12 protein-coding genes, 1 rRNA gene and 1 pseudogene are annotated in these 15,850 nt (G+C 32.7%); 5 read left to right on the top strand and 9 right to left on the bottom strand.

What is annotated here, in order from left to right; genetic code table 11:
• The first annotated feature begins 17 nt into the window (after window positions 1–17).
• On the top strand, window positions 18–956 hold the full coding sequence (gene thiL / locus AACL19_RS06855) for a thiamine-phosphate kinase (RefSeq protein WP_339045732.1): 939 nt from the start codon (window positions 18–20) through the stop codon (window positions 954–956).
• A gap of 227 nt (window positions 957–1,183) precedes the next feature.
• On the opposite strand, the gene AACL19_RS07175 is transcribed toward thiL, so the two are convergent.
• Both AACL19_RS07175 and AACL19_RS06850 read right to left on the bottom strand, forming a co-directional pair.
• The gene (locus AACL19_RS07175; protein ID WP_410519885.1) at window positions 1,184–1,378 is read right to left on the bottom strand and encodes a hypothetical protein; all 195 of its coding nucleotides are present in this window, start codon (window positions 1,376–1,378) and stop codon (window positions 1,184–1,186) included.
• An 11-nt stretch (window positions 1,379–1,389) separates the two neighbouring features.
• Entirely contained in the window at window positions 1,390–2,151 is a 762-nt protein-coding gene (locus AACL19_RS06850) for an IS110 family transposase (protein WP_339045731.1), read from the bottom strand.
• A gap of 281 nt (window positions 2,152–2,432) precedes the next feature.
• Here AACL19_RS06850 and AACL19_RS06845 point away from each other — a divergent pair, with 281 nt between their 5' ends.
• Window positions 2,433–3,068: a hypothetical protein gene (locus AACL19_RS06845; protein ID WP_339045730.1), complete on the top strand. Its 636-nt coding sequence runs from the start codon at window positions 2,433–2,435 to the stop codon at window positions 3,066–3,068.
• Between the two features lie 45 nt (window positions 3,069–3,113).
• Here AACL19_RS06845 and AACL19_RS06840 read toward each other — a convergent pair whose 3' ends face one another.
• Complete coding sequence (locus tag AACL19_RS06840; protein ID WP_339046716.1) at window positions 3,114–4,358, bottom strand: MFS transporter; 1,245 nt, start codon at window positions 4,356–4,358, stop codon at window positions 3,114–3,116.
• A gap of 292 nt (window positions 4,359–4,650) precedes the next feature.
• Between AACL19_RS06840 and AACL19_RS06835 the strand changes: the two genes are divergently transcribed.
• Window positions 4,651–5,133 carry a hypothetical protein gene (locus AACL19_RS06835; protein ID WP_339045729.1) on the top strand — a complete coding sequence of 161 codons (483 nt, stop codon included), beginning with the start codon at window positions 4,651–4,653 and terminating at the stop codon, window positions 5,131–5,133.
• Between the two features lie 886 nt (window positions 5,134–6,019).
• Complete coding sequence (gene ligA, locus AACL19_RS06830; RefSeq protein WP_339045728.1) at window positions 6,020–8,026, top strand: NAD-dependent DNA ligase LigA; 2,007 nt, start codon at window positions 6,020–6,022, stop codon at window positions 8,024–8,026.
• Between the two features lie 40 nt (window positions 8,027–8,066).
• Here the strand turns inward: ligA and AACL19_RS06825 are convergent, their stop codons facing one another.
• The 4 genes from AACL19_RS06825 to AACL19_RS06815 all read right to left on the bottom strand — a co-directional run bounded on the left by AACL19_RS06825 (window position 8,067) and on the right by AACL19_RS06815 (window position 11,664).
• On the bottom strand, window positions 8,067–9,281 hold the full coding sequence (locus AACL19_RS06825) for a hypothetical protein (protein ID WP_339045727.1): 1,215 nt from the start codon (window positions 9,279–9,281) through the stop codon (window positions 8,067–8,069).
• Window positions 9,282–9,340: 59 nt separating this feature from the next.
• Complete coding sequence (gene sdhD, locus AACL19_RS07170) at window positions 9,341–9,682, bottom strand: succinate dehydrogenase, hydrophobic membrane anchor protein (RefSeq protein ID WP_410519858.1); 342 nt, start codon at window positions 9,680–9,682, stop codon at window positions 9,341–9,343.
• Window positions 9,683–9,685: 3 nt separating this feature from the next.
• Window positions 9,686–10,063 (bottom strand): succinate dehydrogenase, cytochrome b556 subunit, encoded by a 378-nt coding sequence (gene sdhC, locus AACL19_RS06820; RefSeq protein WP_339045726.1) that lies wholly within the window; start codon window positions 10,061–10,063, stop codon window positions 9,686–9,688.
• Window positions 10,064–10,158: 95 nt separating this feature from the next.
• Window positions 10,159–11,664, bottom strand: a 16S ribosomal RNA gene (locus AACL19_RS06815).
• Window positions 11,665–12,580: 916 nt separating this feature from the next.
• Between AACL19_RS06815 and AACL19_RS06810 the strand changes: the two genes are divergently transcribed.
• Complete coding sequence (locus AACL19_RS06810) at window positions 12,581–13,846, top strand: hypothetical protein (protein WP_339045725.1); 1,266 nt, start codon at window positions 12,581–12,583, stop codon at window positions 13,844–13,846.
• Window positions 13,847–13,876: 30 nt separating this feature from the next.
• Here the strand turns inward: AACL19_RS06810 and tnpA are convergent.
• Together tnpA and folP are read right to left on the bottom strand one after the other, a co-directional pair.
• Window positions 13,877–14,103, bottom strand: a pseudogene (tnpA, locus tag AACL19_RS07165) (IS200/IS605 family transposase).
• An 881-nt stretch (window positions 14,104–14,984) separates the two neighbouring features.
• Window positions 14,985–15,788, bottom strand: coding sequence for a dihydropteroate synthase (gene folP / locus AACL19_RS06800; protein ID WP_339045723.1), 804 nt, complete (start codon window positions 15,786–15,788; stop codon window positions 14,985–14,987).
• Window positions 15,789–15,850: the final 62 nt, after the last annotated feature.

The following is a 15,850-nucleotide window of genomic DNA, read 5'->3' as shown; positions in this document are numbered from 1 at the left end:
TATTGATTTAAGTATATATGAGAGAATTTGAGTATATTAAAAGATATCTAAAGCCTTTAGATGTAAACAATTCAATTGGGGATGATGCTACTATCATAGCAAATAGTCAATATATTATTGCAAAAGATATACTCGTCGAAGATGTACACTTTCTTTCAAATTGTTTACCTTATAATTTAGCAAAAAAATCATTAAGAATCAATTTTTCTGACATTGCAGCAGTAGGAGGAACCCCCTATGGTTATATGTTGGGTCTTGTTTTGCCAAACAATATAAATGATTTGTGGTGGGAAGGTTTTGCAGCTGGACTCAAGGAGGATAATAAATACTTTCAAGTGAAATTATTAGGTGGTGATACCACAGCTCACAACGGTAAAGTGATTATCAGTGTAACAGCACTTGGAATAAAGGGTGATAGATTTATATGTAGATCAGGTGCGAAGTTAGGCGATTTAGTGTATGTCAGTGGTACAATAGGAGATGCAGCTCTTGGCCTTCTTGCATATCAAGGAGTTATAAGAGATAGCATAGGACATTTGAAAGGTCGTTATGATATTCCAGAACCGAGAGTTACTTTAGGGCAAGCAATTTCTGATTTTGCTTCATCCTGTATTGATATTTCTGACGGTTTGATACAGGATGCGCAACATATATGTGAGTTGTCAAACGTAGGTATGGAACTACATTTAGCTAAAATACCACTATCATTTGCAGCTAGAGAAGTGGTAGGAGAAAAACCAGATTATATTGATCTAGTGCTTATAGGGGGCGATGATTATGAGTTGTTATTTACAGCAAGCAATAAGCATAGCAAAAAAATTGAGGAAATATCACAAAAATGTAGAGTTAGTGTAACAAAGATAGGGCATGTTACAGATGGCAAAGAGGTTATTGTAATGGATAAAGATAATTTGCCAATTACTCTCAAGAGTAAGGGCTTTGTTCATTTTGTTTAAATGGGCTTGCTTAGTGGTAAATTAGTTGATTTCTCTAAATTTAAATTCTTTATAGCTGATCTGTTTTTTAGAAAGTTAAATTGAGCAAGTTCTTATATTAATTGATGTTTATTTCAAACTCAAATGCCGTAATTTTTAGGAAGATTAAAAAACAATAAAATTTCATGCTTTTTGAAAAGCTATTCTACAATTTTAAGTGTGTAGATACTGTCATTCATGTCAACAAGTTATTTAACTAAATTACAATTAAACGGTTGATTATTTTTAAGGATTCCAAAAAATATATGCATAAGTTTTCTCATTAATGCAACAATTATGACCATTGGACATTTTCCTTTACTTGCTAAGCGCTGGCAAAATTTTTGAAAGTTAGGATTAAATCTTTTAACTACTATAGCTGGCATATAAAGGGCCTTGCGAATACGCTCAGATCCTATTTTCCATATTCGACTTTTTTACTTACGGATGATCCTGATTGGTAATGTCCTGGATTTAGACCAGCAAAAGCTGTGAATTGCCTAGCATTATCAAAATTATCAACTGATGGCATTTCTGAGACAACGGCAATAGTAGTAAGATGTCCTATACCTTTTACAGTCTTGATGTTTTTTATCATATTTTTTAGATGTAAATGGTTATTGATATGCTCATTAATTTCTTTCTCTAATGCATCAATTTGTGTGTCTACTGTAGCAATTACCTCGGATATGGCTTGTTGACATCTGGAGTACATATTTTTATTTTCCAAGCGATTCATCTGTTGCAACTTGTCATCTTTAAGTGCTTGCAAACAACGATAAAGTTCTTTTAAATACTTAACTTCAGTAGGGACAGGTCTCCAAAGGTTAGGTTTGTTAGCAATACAAAACTTAGCAATCATGGCAGCATCTGACTTATCTGTTTTGTTTCTAAGCAACTCACTTTTGCCAAAAGCTTTGATTTGAGCTGGGTTTATCACACTTACATTATGCCCCAGATCATACATAAAGTTAACTAAGTCTTCACTATAACAACCAGTTGCTTCGAGACACAAATGAATAAGGTCAGCTCCATGATTATTGCACCAAGCTACAAGCCTTTCAAAACCCTCCTTATTGTTGTGAAAAACTTTATGTCGTTCTTTACTGCCTACCAACAAACAAGCATCAAATTTTTGTTTAGAAATATCTACACCTAAAACAGCTTTTGTTTGCATAAAGCTACCTCCAAGACTATAAATAAAATTGAGAGTTTGAACTAACCTTGTAAATACGGGATACAATTCCAAAGATACTGTTCAGTCTTTTAACTCTATATGGGAAGGGAGCAAAATCTACAGATCGGCCTTATTGGCGTTAGCTTCCAGGACAGCTTCACCTTCCCTTGTAAGATATTTTAGCTCTAATACCTTATGTCATAAAGATACAAGCTTTTGTAGAAATATTTACTTTTTATTAACTACTTTTATTATTAATTAGTAATAAAAAAGGGGGCAGTATGAAAAAAGAAGAAGTAGAAAAATTACAACAAGAATTAATTGGCATAATATCTTGCATTCCATCATCAGGTGAAGATTCTAGTGAGAAAGATAGAGCTCTTGAAATTATTCAAGCTTTAGGTTGTGATCATATCAATGGTATAATTTCGTATGGTTCTAAAAAAGGAACTATTTTAGATTGCATAATAGAGTTTGATTCTACACCTGAGCCCAATCGTACCATAACAATGTGGGATAACACATTAACTTGGAGTAATCATAGGATAAGGTTAAATAATAAAACATTAGTAGAATTAGAAAAAAGTGTTGAAAGCTTTGGCGGAAAGAAAAGTGAAGCTTTAAGAAGCCCATTAGATAAGATTATAAGCAAAGCTAAACATGAAGCTATAATAGCGGCATGTGCAGTTGCAATAGTATTTATAGTCGTTGGAGTGATAGTTGGAATGATGCTTGCAATAATAGGAGCAACAGTTGGGGCGGCAATTGGAACAATCATTGGAATTGGATCTGAAATCAAAACTGGAATTAATTCATTAGCTTCAAAAATAAAACCAAATTTACAAAATATTACGGTTGAGCTAATTAACGTAAATCAAGGATCTCCTGATACTTCTATTAACGCAACCCCTTCTTGAAAATAAGTAACTATATACTACTTCATTAGGTAATGAAGACACATCTTACCAATCGAACTTTTTATCCTGCGGCTTTATCTTCAGTATCGCTATTATACCAATTAAAAGACACAAAACTATATAAAATTCAGCAGCTCCGGTAAATTTGATAGTAAACCAGGTACATATAATTGGAGTCAGTCCTTCAAATAGAGATGATGATATATTGCGTGATAAGTTAATACCACTAAATCTGACTTTTGTAGAAAATAGCTCAGAGACAGTTATACTAAGTGGTGAAATGCCAGCTTCTATTACAGATAGAGCCATAATGCTTAACGAAATTATTAAATAGCTATTACAATGATGTGCTATAAGTAACATAGAACAACACATAAGCATTGATACTATGATACATGAAATTGCTACCTTTTCTCTTCCTACTTTATCAGACAATATTCCAAAAATAATTGCGGCTATTTGTATCAATATACTACCTATAATTAAAGTGATTTCATTTATAAATGTAGTAGCATATATATGCATTATTCTTTCTTTTGTAAGGGCACGAAAGAATGTCATAAAACCAGAGATAAGGTTGATTGGCATACATATAAAAATTGCCAATATCAGAGTATTTTTATAATTTTTTATAAGTTCAGAGATTGGTGTTTTAGATAGATTGTCTTTACTTTTGTTAATTTGATATGCCAAGGTTTCTTTTAGTTTATACCTACTAAATGCACTTGCCAGTCCCAAAACAAAGCAAAGAATAAAAGGTAATCTCCATCCCCAAGTGTTAAAATCGGTATTTTTTTTGCAAAGGATTATTGTAATTGCAGCAAGTGAAATTCCCAAAGATTTACCTAAGCCTACTATTCCATAAAACATGCTTAGGTTTTTTTTATCAGCTGAGTGTTCTATAAAATAAATAGGACTTCCTTGTTCAGCACCAAACGCAATTCCTTGCATTATTCGAATTAAAATAATTGATATAGATGCAAATATACCCATTCTTTCATATCCAGGGATGAATGAAATGAAACTAGCAGGAATAGATATAAGTAGAATAGAAACAAATAATGATATTCTCCTTCCATATTTATCACCAATGTAACCAAATATAAAAGCACCAAATGGTTTTGCAATGGTACTAAGTGCAAATATTCCAAATAATTTAAATAAATTCTGATAAACTCCTACTTTAGGAAAGAATTCATTGCTAATGAAATTTATTAAGTCAATAAAAAGCATAAAATCGTACCATATCATCAGCTTGCATAACAAACTTGATAGCAGTACTTTTTTAATTTGGCAATCTTGCACTTAGTTACTATCTATTTTAGCTCTAATGTTTAACTCCTTTTAAGATTTTAGTAAATAAAATACTGCTCAATCCTTAGCGATACTATATTTGAATATTTTTTTGCAAAACCAAGAATTTTAAGAGCATTTCATGCAGGTTCTGCTAAAGTTTTGTGGGCTTTTGTTGAGACTCTTATCGGGCTTATCTCAAACTTTGTTCACATTACGTAGCAAGCTAGAAAAAAGATTTAATTAAGAAAGTCTCAATATAATTATTTACAATATGTGGAAGAAAATAATGGAAAGTAGCACCACAAAACAAATAATGGATACTGAAGGATATGATAAAATTCTACCTAAACTCTTAGAAAAAATCACAACCGAAGATGAAGATAAATATTTATCAGAAAACACACCAATATTTATGCAGTATTATACTGATTCAGGTTTAAGTAATGTGCAAAAGCAAAAAACGGAAGATCTAGAGAAACTAATACCAAACATTAGAATAATAGATTTTAATACTTTAGACCTGTTTGAACATCCATCTTTAGGAGATATCACTATATCAAATTACTATAAAAATCTATATTCTATACCAAAAAGTCAAAGAATAGGTTTTGGTGCTGAAATTGATCTAATGCGGGTTCTTATTTTACTTAAAGCAGGTGGGGCACTAATTGAATTGGGAAAAGCAAAGCCAGAACTAAAAATAAAGCAGCAATCTATTTTAATTTTGATATACAGACAAATAAGGAAGGTAAACAAATTAGAAAAGTGAAAATTTCTTAAGATATTTTACTATCTCAATCTGGTAATGGATTGGAAAATGCAATAATGGCTGTAAGTGGGCCAAATAATTCTGTGCTACAAAATATAGTATTTTCTAAATTGCACTAAATAAAACTTGATCTGACACTTAGAATAAATAAGTTAAAAATAACAAAAAATAAGAGAAATGAATACAATACAAACAAAAAACCAAAATTAGGATTTAGCAAAACAACTAGATAACAAGCATATGGAAGAGATACATTTTACCGATTTAAGGAGAGAGATGAAAATGGTGGGATGAGATAAGTAAGAAAAGTTGGCAAATAGAGTTTCTCAGGATATAGAAAGAGATATAGTTAATAGAATTTTCAGCGTATAAAAAATGAGTTGAGAAAAAGAGGTATAATAATATCTGAAGTGTATGGGTTAGAAATGATATTGAGATTTTCAAAAAGAGACTCTTGAAAGGTCATGCAAGATGGCTCACAGGCTTTAGAAAAAGTTAAAGAAATCGATGCAAGGTTATTTAAGATACGTGGGTAACATAAAGGACGCATTTATCAACAGACCTTTATTGACACTTATTCTTAGGTAGCCTTTATAATTGCAGACCTATCTTAATGATAGAGCGCTATATCACCTGCAAAAAAAAGTGATAAATCTTATTCTGCAAAAGAGAGGTTAGAAAATATAAAAGCAGATTACGAAAATAACCATAAATTAAAGTTGAAGAAAATGTAGGTGGTTAGGACAAAAATTAACAACTTGGAAAAAATGCTCCTAAGAACGATCTAGCCGAAGCAAACCCCAAGCTCAAAGTTCTCAAGGCATTCCTATTCACTTCAGTAACCAATTCAATTATAGTTAAAGGGCTTATAAGCCCGTATTTTAAAATGGATAATTTTGAAAAGATAAAGGAAGAGTTTTTAGATCTAAAGGCAAAGGTAAAACATTATGATACTCTTTATTATACAAAAAATAAACCAGCAGTTACCGATGCTGAATATGATGACTTGCGCGTAAAGCTTGTAGAAATAGAGGAAAAATTTCTTCAGTTAAAACTCATGGGTAGTGTGCAGGAAAGTGTAGGTTCAGAACCTGATAGTAGGTTTAAAAAGATCCAGCATAAGAAGCCTATGCTTTCTCTGGACAATGCTTCAAATTTACAAGACATAGAGAAATTTTGTGCAAAAGTAAAACGCTTTTTAAATATAGATGAAGTAGAATTACTATGTGAGCTAAAAATAGATGGTTTATCATTTGCTGTAACTTATGAAAACGGAGCTTTAGCTTATGCCACAACACGTGGTAATGGCCACATTGGTGAGGATGTTACAGCAAATGTTGCTACTTTAAAAGATTTACCAAAACTTCTAAATACAGGTGATACTTTAGAAGTTAGGGGAGAAATATATATAGATCGGAATGATTTTATAGATCTAAATAAAGATAATGAATTTGCAAATCCTAGAAATGCAGCAGCAGGATCTATAAGACAGCTTGATCCTAAAATTACAGCAAGCAGGCCTCTTAAATATTTCGCTTATTCTATAACCAATTGTAAAGAAGAAACGCAATACGAAATATTGAAAAGATTAAAAGAGCTTGGATTTTGCGTAAGTAATAATATAGCAGTAGTTAAAACCATAGATGAAATTGCTGATTTTTATAACAAAATTTACAGCAGCCGTCATAGCATTGACTACGACATTGATGGGCTTGTCTATAAGGTAAATAGTCTAAAGTTGCAAGAGCGCCTTGGCAGTACAAGTCGTGCACCACGTTGGGCTATAGCACATAAATTTCCTGCTATGGTAGCCAAAACAAAGTTAAATAAAATATCAATTCAAATAGGTAGAACAGGTGTTTTAACACCAGTTGCAGAATTAGTTCCTGTAAATATTGGTGGAGTTCTAGTGAGCAGAGCGAGTTTGCACAACAAAAACGAAATTGAGCGCAAAGATATAAGAGAAGGTGATATTGTTACAGTGCAAAGAGCAGGTGATGTAATCCCACAAATTATAGAAGTAGATAAAAGCTTACGCTCCAATGAGGTACAAAAATTTGTTTTCCCTAGCTCTTGTCCGGAATGTGGCAGTAACATCTGTAAAACCGAAGGTGAAGTTGCATTAAGGTGCAAGGGAGAGTTTTATTGCAAAGCCCAATTAATAGAGAAGCTGAAGCACTTTGTTTCTAAGGATGCTTTTGATATTGTTGGTCTTGGTAGAAAACAAATAGAATTTTTTTATAGTAACGACTTAATTACACAAATTTCTGATGTCTTTTTTTTGGAAGAGAAGATTAAAGACCTTAATTTTCCTTTAGAAACCAGTAATGGTTGGGGTAAAAAATCAATAAGTAATTTATTTGACGCAATAAAGAGTAGGAAAACGATAGATTTATATAGACTAATATTTGCACTAGGTATTAAGTTTGTTGGGCAAAAAGCAGCTAAATTATTAGCTAACTATTATAATTCATATACTAATTGGTATAGTGCTATGAAAGGATTGGCCATAGATGATCTGATTAGTATTGATGGTATAGGAAAAAGAACAGTCAGTTCAATTAAGTCTTTCTTCTCTGAAAAACATAATATTGAGGTATTAGATAAACTCACATCGCGCCTAGAAATTTTAGACTCTGATTATGGTAACTCAAATAATAAATCTGAACTAAATGGTAAAACAATAGTATTTACTGGTTCACTGCTGCATATGACAAGAAGTGAAGCCAAGGCAAGAGCTGAATCGCTTGGGGTCAAAGTGAGCTCAAGTTTATCAACAAAAACTGATTACTTAATTATTGGTGAAAAACCAGGATCGAAGTATAAAAAAGCTGTAGAGCTTGGTGTAACTATTTTAAATGAAGAGAATTGGCTACTTTTGAGTTCTAAATAAAATATAAAAACATATCAAATTATATGATTTTTTGCTAAAATCAACAGCTACGAGTTGTTTGTGATTCACTTCTACCTGCAGTAATCTTTTGTTGATGACTATTATCTAATCCTTTTTTTGTTCCAACAGCTATAGTTGATTGTTGTGACATATCTCTTAAATCTTGGCTGATTTCTCCTACTTCTTTATGAGATATATTCCGGTTATTATGTTTTTGTTTATTTACTTTATCATCGGTATCTTTATTAGTATTGATACCTTTTATTTCTTGCAGTTTCTCTACGTCACCATCTGTACGTACTTTGCAAGCTTGAAATGAACTTGTAGCATGTTTTTTTATGCTGGATAAATCATAATAAGTACTAATAAATGAAGATTTAATATTAGCCCAAGTGGCTTTGCGATCTAAGTCATCATGATGAAATATGAGGTTTGGAGTTCTAAGCAATGCATCTGCAGTACGCCCAGTACCTTCAATTGCACTACCAGTTGCAATAAAGAGCGAAGCTAAAGATTCAAAAACAAAAGCAGAGCATGTTTTAAGTAATCTTTGATTTGATTTAAGAACACCGTTCTTATTTGCGCTAATCTCATCATCAAGGCCTTTCGATATATGCTTAGCAATATTTAAAAATAATCCACCTCCTATTTTATTTAAAATTCCGCCAGCTATCCCGCAAACAAAACTACATGCAGCACCACCTAAATTAAATGGTAGCATTATAAGTGATGGTAACCATCTTGTCTCATTAGTTTTGCGATCAACAACTCGAAAAGAAGTGGGTTTTATACCACCAGAAAAAGAGTAGTATAAAGCTTTATCAGGTTCAGGTAAGACAACATTACCATTTTTATCAACTTCAATTACTATAGTTTTATTTTTTAACTCTTCTTTGTTGAAGCCAAAAATCTTCTGCTGCTCTGAAGAAATTGCCATATCTACAAAAGGCATTGCATATATAGTGTTGCCATTATAAGATTGGCCATAACGTCCTGGTAGTTCAATAGGGTGTCTATGTTTTCCATCCCAAAAATAATTATATTTTAATGGCTGAAAATCGTTTGGAATTTCTTTAGGGAAATAGCATTCTTTTCCATTATAAAGAATTTCACGTCTTCCATCATCAACGTAAATTTCTTCAGCTTCATCATAGTTACGTATAAAATATCTGTAAGAAAAGAATTTATTCCTATGAAGACTAAACTTTTTATATCCACCGTATAAGGATGAAAGAGTATCCCCTATTTTTGACATAATTAATTGATATAAATTATATTAATTTTACATAATGTTTGATTAATAATCAATTAATACTAATTCCTATAAAGGAAATAAATAAAAGCAACTAGTACTGCTAGAAACGTAATGATAGACACTACTTTATTAGAAATATTAAGTAAGGACCTTACTTTTATATTATAAACATAATCTTCAAAAATGACTTGCATCCCTAAAACAGCATGCCAAAGCGCTAAAAATAATAACACAAAAAAAATTAAAACTTGCAATGGATGAGATAAAATGAAGTGAGCAATTTGCTGTTTACCTTGAATGGTAAATAGATGAGTAAAAATGTATATAAACCATGGAAATAAACATAGCATAATAGCAGCTGACAAACGTTGAAACCACCAATGATAAATAGGGTTTTTCATAGTTTAGTAAAAAACTAAAAAAGCTAAAGAAAGAGTAGAAAGCAAAAACAAAACTACTACTATTACACCTGTAATTGACACTCCTTTATTGGTAAGATTTATACCAAAATCCCACAGTAAATGGCGTATACCATTAAAAAAATGGTAGGTAAAAGAAGATAAAAATAGAAAAGTAAAAGCTTTGTTAATTAAAATAAAACATTGACGAGAAGAAAATGCAATCACAAAGTCAGTAAAAAAAACATACAATGCAAAACACCAAGAGTAAAATAAGACACCAAAAAATAAAAACACGCCACTTACCCTATGAGATATAGAAAGCAAACTAGTAATTTGCATCTTACGCAGCACCTGAAGATATGGAGAAAGAGGCCTCACCATAACATATTGATTTTACAACAAAATAGAAAAAAAGACAGTGGCACATCGTATAATTTACATTATCAATAAAATAATAAATAAACTACACATAAAGCTAAGGAGGTAATCCAGCCGCAGGTTCACCTACGGCTACCTTGTTACGACTTAACCCTAGTCATCAGCCCTACTTTAGATAGCTGCTTCCTTAAAAGGTTAGCACACTAGCTTCGAGTAAAACCAACTTCCATGGCTTGACGGGCAGTGTGTACAAGACCCGAGAACGTATTCACCGTGGCGTGCTGATCCACGATTACTAGCGATTCCAACTTCATGCTCTCGAGTTGCAGAGAGCAATCTGAACTGAGACGATTTTTAAGGATTAGCTCAACTTTGCAGTCTTGCAGCCCATTGTAACCGCCATTGTAGCACGTGTGTAGCCCACCCCATAAGGGCCATGATGACTTGACGTCGTCCTCTCCTTCCTCCAACTTATCATTGGCAGTTTCCTTAAAGTACCCAGCTTGACCTGCTGGTAATAAAGGATAAGGGTTACGCTCGTTATGGGACTGAACCCAACATCTCACGACACGAGCTGACGACAGCCATGCAACACCTGTGTGAGGCCCAGCCGAACTGAATCCTTCTATTAAGAAGGAGATAGCCTCCATGTCAAGGAGTGGTAAGGTTTTTCGCGTAGCATCGAATTAAACCACATGCTCCACCGCTTGTGCGGGTCCCCGTCAATTCCTTTGAGTTTTAATCTTGCGATCGTAGTCCCCAGGCGGAATGCTTAACGCGTTAGCTACAACACAGAAACAAAAATTCCTACATTTAGCATTCACCATTTACAGCGTGGACTACCAGGGTATCTAATCCTGTTTGCTCCCCACGCTTTCGTACATCAGCGTCAGAATCGAACCAGATAGCCGCCTTCGCCACCGGTGTTCCTCCTAATGTCTATGAATTTTACCTCTACATTAGGAATTCCACTATCCTCTTTCGACCTCTAGTATAGCAGTTTTAAAAGCAATTCTGAGGTTAAGCCTCAGGATTTCACTTCTAACTTACTAAACCGCCTACGTACCCTTTACGCCCAGTAATTCCGAACAACGCTAGCCCTCCCCGTATTACCGCGGCTGCTGGCACGGAGTTAGCCAGGGCTTTTTCTGTAGGTACCGTCATTATCTTCCCTACTAAAAGAGCTTTACAATCCTAAGACCTTAATCACTCATGCGGCATAGCTGGGTCAGGCTTTCGCCCATTGCCCAATATTCCCCACTGCTGCCTCCCATAGGAGTCTGGACCGTATCTCAATTCCAGTGTGGCTGGTCATCCTCTCAGACCAGCTATAGATCACTGCCTTGGTAAGCCATTACCTTACCAACTAGCTAATCCAATATAGGCTCATCCAATAGCGATAAATCTTTCCCTCGTAAGGAGTATATGGTATTAGCTGTCATTTCTAACAATTATTCCATACTATTAAGTAGATTCCTATACATTACTCACCCGTCTGCCACTAAAGCATACTATAGTAAACTATAATATAACTTTCGTTCGACTTGCATGTGTTAAGCTTGCCGCCAGCGTTTGTTCTGAGCCAGGATCAAACTCTCAAGTTAAACTTAAATCAAAATGACTTAAGTGCTGTACTCAAACCAAAACTAAAATAATAGCATTGGTGTACAAAAAATATTTGCTTTGCACCACTGCCTTTATTTCTATTCTCAAATTTACTAATCAAACAACAAAATTACTTTTTTAAGTAAATAAGTAATATTAATTTATGTCAATATATTTAATTATATTTTTTTATATTTCAGAAATTGACTACATCAGAACGATATATCTATAAGGTTATAAAATTTTTAAATTAATTATGGTAAATTTTAGGAAGGTTATATCTCTTACGATTTTTTTATACTAACCACTTTTTTATTAACCTTGTCACTTTTGTGGGGTTTTAACAAAAAGAACAAACTTCAATTGAGACTGGCAATGTGATGTATGATGTAGTTTTTACTAACATTGACAAAGACGAGACATTAAATTCATTATAAAAGTATTACAAGGGAATTTAAATTATAAATACCTTGTTCAATTTAAACTAGCAAATATTTATAGTAATAAAAGAGACTTAGCTAAAATGCTTGATATGTATTCAAGCCTTGCTAGAATAATAAATTTTCTTCCATATTAAAGCAACTTGCAGAGTATTTCAGAGCTATGGTATTGACTAAACCGAGAAAATCAGCAACCAGCTTATAACTCATTAACAAATGAAGTATATAGCTCCTCTATTAAAGAAGTTAATGCTATTCATAAATTGAAGGATAATGAAGTTAGATATGCAATTAATATATTAAATTCAATAATAAATGATGAAAATTCCCCTTTACCTGTGAAGAAAAATGCTAAAGAGTTGTTACAAATAGCTCTTGCAAACCACTAACATATGTAAAGTTTTACTAAATAATCATAGAAGAAATTAAAAATTTATATACTATAAATAACATATAAATTTTTGTGGTGGGGAAAATGCTTGTAAATTCGTATACAAGAGAAGTTAATACTATAGATCAAGGCATTGTAAGCAAGAGTATTGATATTATAAAAAGGGCTATAGATAGTGGTGATAGAATAGTCAATGATGCAGACCACATAGAAAAAACAAGTTTAGGGAAAGCAATCAAGCACAACTGTAGTATTGAATTGATTGACTTTCTACTTAAAGGTGGAGCTAAAATAAAAGCAGAATATAAAATCAATGATTCTCCTTCAGGAATTGTAATACATGAATATAATCACCTACATCTAGCTCTTCTTTATGGAAGAACTAATATTGTTCGAATGCTTTTAAGACAAGGTACTAAAATTGTAAGGGATATACCTTTTTTAGATATCATAAATATCCCTGGTAAAAACACAATCTTTTATGGTATTTGTTCATTTATTGAAGATGACAAAGGTAACACAGTTTATGCAGAAACTGAATTATTGTCACATGGGATCCTAACTACTTTAAACATTGCATTTGGTACTCATGATCCCAAGCTTATTCAACTAATACTACAGCATGATAGAGATTCCTTTATAGATAATATTGAAGATGATGGTACTATTGCGCACCCTGAATTTGGTTTACAAGGTGAACCAAATGAGTATTTTTCATATCATCCATATCATTATAATTGCAATAATAGGCGTCTTAATTATGCAGATTTTTTGCATCATATAGACAACTTGAATAACATGAACATGGACATAGATTATTTAAATCATCGTATTACTACTGTTCCTAAATGTGTACAACCTAATATCAAACATGTGCCAGATGAACGTATTGGACTATTGAAACGCTACATTGATACTCATAGTAGAATAGCATATATGATCATTCTTTTTACCTTCCAAAGCAACAGTACTATAGATCAAAACAAGATTAACGGTATAGAGATGATGGAATTTATGACAAAATGTATAAGTAGTTATGAATTAGAACTAGAGGATATTACTAAATCCATTAATATTTTGATAAACGATGGTATTATTAATAAGATATGGTATGATACTCGATGTTCTAAACGATTTAAAAATGAAGATATAAAGAGCAAAGTATTGCACTATACAGAAAAAATTTTCAATTGTGCAAAAAAAATGTCTAATAGCATGAAAATTCTTAAAGAAGAAGCAAAAAAAATTCAGGAAACAATGAGCACTGTCCTTACAGATGTCAATGTCAAAAGCATCTCAGTAAGGGTAGATGTATTGATAGACAAGTGTAGATCAATTACCACCAGCTAAAGGTTTGAAGAAAAGCTTATAAAGCAAGTTTTAAAACTCAGAGATGTTAAAGTTATTATGTTTATTATGAACTTCTTGCTCTTCAATATATTTCTGTACATCTGTAGAATTTATATTACTAACAGTAACAGCAAAATATCCTCTAGCCCATAGATCCAATATCTTTTTTTTAATTGTTCAAACTCTTGGAATAGCTTGCGACTACTCTTACCTTTGATATATTGTATTAACCTGGATAGAGCTATACGGGGCAGCATAGAATATGTAGGTGGTCAGTTACAATATCTACGTAATTTGTAGCACATGTTTCTCTGACAATCTCTCTACTGCTATTTCACCTGTAAATATCTGTATTTAGTACAAAATACTACATGAAATCAAACGTACTGTGAGAGCTGTGTTTATAAATAAACTAAAGTAGATCTAATACTAAAGCTGAAGCTAACTACATAAAGAAAAGAATACAATGAGGTAAGCAAAGAATAGGATGGGTGATATAAGTGACAAGGAATGGAAAATTTTAGAGCCACAAGTTGCACAAGGAGCGATAGAAGAAAGCACAATATCAGAATAATTATTAATGCGATGAGGTATATAATGAGAGGTAGTGGAGAATGCTGCCAAAGGATTTTCCGCCATGGAAAACGGTGTATGATTATTTTCTCAGGTAATGGCAAATTGGAAATTAGTAAAAGTTGGCAAAAATGAAACACCTTCAATAGGAATAGTTAATCAGTAAAAACAACTCAAAAAGGGGATCTAGAGGATATGATTCTGGCAAAAGGGTAGAAACGTCATATTACAGTAGATAGTGCAAGCATTCAAGACCGCGAGGGAGCTTCAGATCTTTTGATAGAAGCAAAACAGAAAACACCCACATTACATTTGCTGATCAAGGGTAACCTGAAAAATAGATGCTTAATCAAGACAGGATCACAATAGCCAAGAAAGCTGCTGATATTGTAGGATTTGAGGTTATACCGAAGCGTTGGATTGTTGATTTGCTTGGCTCTCCAATTTTAGGCGTATGAGTAAGAGCATTCTCCCCTTACTTCAAAAACTAATATCCTCTTTAATATGATTACTGTTATGCTTGCTAAATTAACCACTTAAGTCCTTTCAAGACATGTTCTTAGAACTACACATTTGAGCTATCAAACTTATCCAACACATTGAACGCTTGCAGATGAAATGCTGTGTTGTGTACTCTTATGTACTGTATTTCTTTTTGCGCAAGTACAATTGAAACTGTAAGTGTTTCTATTTCATAATTATCACTATGTTTTTCATTCAAAATATGAAACATAGACTTACGTGAATGACCAACACATATTGGGAAGTTTAGTGCTTTTAATTTATCTATATTGTTAATAATATACCAAGATTGCTCGGCATCCTTGCCAAAGCCTATACCAGGATCGATAATTATTTTGGTAATACCTAGGTTGTTTAAAGCTGCAATACGTTTTTTAAACCATTCTATTAATTCGTGGATAGGATCAGCTCCTTTAGGAAGAATATTATTTTTATCTGCAGGTACACCCAGGTTATGCATCAAGAATAGCTTTGTTTTACTTTGAGATATGATATCTGCCATTTTTTTATCATATGTACCACTAACATCATTAATATAATCAACGCCAACATTAATCGCCTTTTCTGCAATTTTTGCTTTATTTGTATCTATACTCACTTCAATCTTTGCTTTATGAGCCATGTCAATTATCTTTTGTAATGCAGGCTCAAGACGATCCCATTCCTCTTCTTCACTTATAAGAATTGCTCCAGATCTTGTTGATTCAGCACCGATATCGATTATATTTACACCATTATCTATTAAATACTCAGCATGTTTTAAAGCAGCATCCCCGTTTAAAAATTTTCCTCCATCTGAAAATGAATCTGGTGTAATATTTAGAATACCCATTATTTTTGTCATCATTTTAACTACTCACAGTTATTGATAGGTGTAATTTACTATCACTAAATATAATTTAGTATAAA

This window comes from Candidatus Mesenet endosymbiont of Agriotes lineatus (assembly GCF_964019585.1).
Classification (GTDB): Bacteria; Pseudomonadota; Alphaproteobacteria; order Rickettsiales; family Anaplasmataceae; genus Mesenet.
This window is presented reverse-complemented; position numbering and strand designations above follow the sequence as displayed.

What these genes read in the sequence shown, in the direction of transcription:
- thiL (WP_339045732.1), top strand. Translation starts at nt 18, where the DNA reads ATGAGAGAATTTGAGTATATTAAAAGATATCTAAAGCCTTTAGATGTA.
- AACL19_RS06850 (WP_339045731.1), bottom strand. Translation starts at nt 2,151, where the DNA reads ATGCAAACAAAAGCTGTTTTAGGTGTAGATATTTCTAAACAAAAATTT.
- AACL19_RS06845 (WP_339045730.1), top strand. Translation starts at nt 2,433, where the DNA reads ATGAAAAAAGAAGAAGTAGAAAAATTACAACAAGAATTAATTGGCATA.
- AACL19_RS06835 (WP_339045729.1), top strand. Translation starts at nt 4,651, where the DNA reads ATGGAAAGTAGCACCACAAAACAAATAATGGATACTGAAGGATATGAT.
- ligA (WP_339045728.1), top strand. Translation starts at nt 6,020, where the DNA reads ATGGATAATTTTGAAAAGATAAAGGAAGAGTTTTTAGATCTAAAGGCA.
- AACL19_RS06825 (WP_339045727.1), bottom strand. Translation starts at nt 9,281, where the DNA reads ATGTCAAAAATAGGGGATACTCTTTCATCCTTATACGGTGGATATAAA.
- sdhD (WP_410519858.1), bottom strand. Translation starts at nt 9,682, where the DNA reads ATGAAAAACCCTATTTATCATTGGTGGTTTCAACGTTTGTCAGCTGCT.
- sdhC (WP_339045726.1), bottom strand. Translation starts at nt 10,063, where the DNA reads ATGGTGAGGCCTCTTTCTCCATATCTTCAGGTGCTGCGTAAGATGCAA.
- AACL19_RS06810 (WP_339045725.1), top strand. Translation starts at nt 12,581, where the DNA reads ATGCTTGTAAATTCGTATACAAGAGAAGTTAATACTATAGATCAAGGC.
- folP (WP_339045723.1), bottom strand. Translation starts at nt 15,788, where the DNA reads ATGATGACAAAAATAATGGGTATTCTAAATATTACACCAGATTCATTT.